This is a genomic window from Ruegeria sp. L11 (assembly GCF_056531755.1).
Genome location: NZ_JBQFMI010000037.1, coordinates 1 through 3,687, shown reverse-complemented (window position 1 = coordinate 3,687; position 3,687 = coordinate 1). Strand labels below are relative to the sequence as shown.

1 tRNA gene and 2 rRNA genes are annotated in these 3,687 nt (G+C 53.3%); all 3 read right to left on the bottom strand.

The annotated features are described in order from the left end of the window. Positions 1-77: transfer RNA gene (locus ACR0CE_RS20365), tRNA-Met, on the bottom strand. Between the two features lie 52 nt (positions 78-129). Next, positions 130-244, bottom strand: a 5S ribosomal RNA gene (rrf, locus tag ACR0CE_RS20360). Between the two features lie 184 nt (positions 245-428). Then, a 23S ribosomal RNA gene (locus ACR0CE_RS20355) occupies positions 429-3,273 on the bottom strand. Positions 3,274-3,687 lie beyond the last annotated feature (414 nt).

Sequence of the window (3,687 nt, the reverse complement as noted above, 5' to 3'; positions counted from 1 at the left end):
TGGTTGCGGGAGCAGGATTTGAACCTGCGACCTTCAGGTTATGAGCCTGACGAGCTACCGGGCTGCTCCATCCCGCGTCAGAGTCAGATTTGTTTTCATCGTTTTAGAGAGATTTGGGGATTTTGCTAGGTTTGGCGGTGACCTACTCTCCCGGGGCTTAAGCCCAAGTACCATTGGCGCGGCAGTGCTTAACTTCCGGGTTCGGGATGGGACCGGGTGTTTCACTTGCGCTATGACCACCAAACCGAGGAAAATCCCCACGTCGCTGTTTTTGCGGAGCAAAAAAGCGACGGGCAGGAGGCAGCGTATTCGCGAAGCGGATGCGCGGTCCTGCACGGTTGTTATGTCAATCAACAGTGTCGCTTGGCGCGACACAGCCATCCAACTCAGGGTGTGTATGTCTTTGATTTGTCCTTCCATTACTGGATCAAATCAAGCCTATCGGGCGATTAGTACCGGTCAACTGAACGCATTACTGCGCTTACATCTCCGGCCTATTGACGTGGTGGTCTTCCACGGCCCTCAGGGAGACCTTGTTTTGAGGGGGGCTTCCCGCTTAGATGCCTTCAGCGGTTATCCTGTCCGATCATAGCTACCCAGCACTGCCGTTGGCACGACAACTGGTCCACCAGTGGATCGTTCACCCCGGTCCTCTCGTACTAGGGGCAACTCCTCTCAAGTCTCCTACACCCACGGCAGATAGGGACCGAACTGTCTCACGACGTTCTAAACCCAGCTCACGTACCTCTTTAAACGGCGAACAGCCGTACCCTTGGGACCTGCTCCAGCCCCAGGATGAGATGAGCCGACATCGAGGTGCCAAACACTGCCGTCGATATGGACTCTTGGGCAGTATCAGCCTGTTATCCCCGGCGTACCTTTTATCCGTTGAGCGATGGCCCTTCCACTCGGGACCACCGGATCACTATGGCCGTCTTTCGACTCTGCTCGACTTGTCAGTCTTGCAGTCAGGCTGGCTTCTGCCATTGCACTCAACGAGCGATTTCCGACCGCTCTGAGCCAACCTTCGCGCGCCTCCGTTACGCTTTAGGAGGCGACCGCCCCAGTCAAACTACCCGCCACGCAGGGTCCCGGATCCGGATAACGGACCGCGGTTAGACATCAAGAGTGCGAAGGGTGGTATCTCAAGGGAGGCTCCACAGGTACTTGCGTTCCTGCTTCAAAGCCTACCACCTATCCTGCACATCACAATCCTGATGCCAGTGCGAAGCTGTAGTAAAGGTGCACGGGGTCTTTCCGTCTAACCGCGGGAAGCCTGCATCTTGACAGGCAATTCAATTTCGCTGAGTCGATGTTGGAGACAGCGGGGAAGTCGTTACGCCATTCGTGCAGGTCGGAACTTACCCGACAAGGAATTTCGCTACCTTAGGACCGTTATAGTTACGGCCGCCGTTTACCTGGGCTTCAATTCAAGGCTCTCACCTCTCCTTTTAACCTTCAGGCACCGGGCAGGCGTCAGACCCTATACGTCGTCTTGCGACTTCGCAGAGCCCTGTGTTTTTAATAAACAGTCGCCACCCCCTGGTTTGTGCCCCCAGCCCCTAGTTGCCTAGGAACCGGGCCTCCTTCTCGCGAACTTACGGAGGTATTTTGCCGAGTTCCTTCAACATCGTTCTCTCAAGCGCCTTGGTATGCTCTACCAGTCCACCTGTGTCGGTTTAGGGTACGGTCTGATGGAGGGCTATTTCCAGGAACCACTCAGCAGCCCAATCAATCCGATAAGATTGAACTACACCTGTGATCCGTCACATCCTCCTGGCCTAGGAATATTAACCTAGTTCCCATCGCCTACGCCTTTCGGCCTCGGCTTAGGGGCCGGCTTACCCTGCTCAGATTAGCTTTAAGCAGGAACCCTTGGACTTTCGGCGAGAGTGTCTCTCACACTCTTTGTCGCTACTCATGTCATCATTCTCACTAGTGATCTCTCCACCGGATCCCTCACAGGCCGGCTTCATCGAAAGAACTCGATCCGTCATTACACCTCGCTGCTGTTACACAACACAGATGCAAATACGGATGAGTTCTATGTCACACTACGCTCTGCTACCATGCCTTACGGCATCCTAAGCTTCGGCTCATGGCTTGAGCCCCGTTACATCTTCGCCGCAGGACAACTTATTTAGACCAGTGAGCTGTTACGCTATCTTTAAAGGATGGCTGCTTCTAAGCCAACCTCCTGGTTGTTTTGGTCGTCCCACCTGCTTTCCCACTTAGCCATGAATTGGGGGCCTTAGCTGTAGGTCAGGGTTGTTTCCCTCTCCACTACGGACGTTAGCATCCGCAGTGTGTCTGCCATCTAGTACTCCCGGGTATTCGGAGTTTGGTTAGGATCAGTAAGCCTGTGGGGCCCCATTACCCATCCAGTGCTCTACCCCCCGGGGTATTCGGATGACGCTCTACCTAAATAGATTTCGCAGAGAACCAGCTATCTCCGAGTTTGATTGGCCTTTCACCCCTAGGCACAGCTCATCCCGATCCTTTTCAACGGATGTGGGTTCGGTCCTCCAGTAAGTGTTACCTTACCTTCAACCTGGCCATGCCTAGATCACTCGGTTTCGGGTCTGATCCCACGAACTCATTCGCCCTATTAAGACTCGCTTTCGCTACGCCTACACCTAACGGCTTAAGCTTGCTCGTGAGACCAAGTCGATGACCCATTATACAAAAGGTACGCCGTCACCCCGCAAGGAGGCTCCGACTGATTGTAGGCGTTCGGTTTCAGGTACTGTTTCACTCCCCTCGTCGGGGTGCTTTTCACCTTTCCCTCACGGTACTGGTTCGCTATCGGTCAGCAAGGAGTACTTAGCCTTCGAAGGTGGTCCTCCGATCTTCAGACAGAATTTCACGTGTTCCGCCCTACTTAATACGTCCGATCATGCTTCATATACGGGACTGTCACCCTCTATGGTCCTGCTTCCCAACAGGTTCTATTCACACTCACGGCTCGGCTGGTCCCCGTTCGCTCGCCACTACTAGGGGAGTATCAATTGATTTCCTTTCCTCCGGGTACTTAGATGTTTCAGTTCCCCGGGTTTGCTCTTAAAACCCTATGTATTCAGGTCTTAAGTACCTGTTCATGCTCATTATTGATCAGCTGTGCCAACAATAACAAACATTCAGGTGGGTTGCCCCATTCAGAAATCCATGGATCAAAGCTTATTCTCAGCTCCCCATGGCTTATCGCAGAGTATCACGTCTTTCATCGCCTCTTGCTGCCAAGGCATTCACCAAACGCCCTTCTCGCGCTTGATTTGATCCAGAAAAAGAAAGACATAACATGTTGCGCTACCGCCTGTTCGGCTACTTGAGCGCGTGAAGCCTTTCGGCCTTTCGGCCTGCAGGCTTCGACTATGTCGATCGTGATCACCCAGCTGGTAACTAAAGGCGATCGTTCTTCTGAACCAAAAACATACATTTCCCGCCCCCGCCACTTGGACGAGGACAATTGAGCAACCCCATATGGTCTCCCAGCCGTGCAGCTGATCAACGCAGGTCGCTCGGGTTAGTATATTTGACTTGGACAACTCTGTTCTTTTCAGTCGCGATACACGAGACAGGGCCGGCTAGACCCAAACCGTGCCGTCCATCAGATGATGGAAACGACCGAGATCAGCGCCACACTCGGCGCGATCAAACAGTGTTGATTGATTTCTCTCTATACGATGT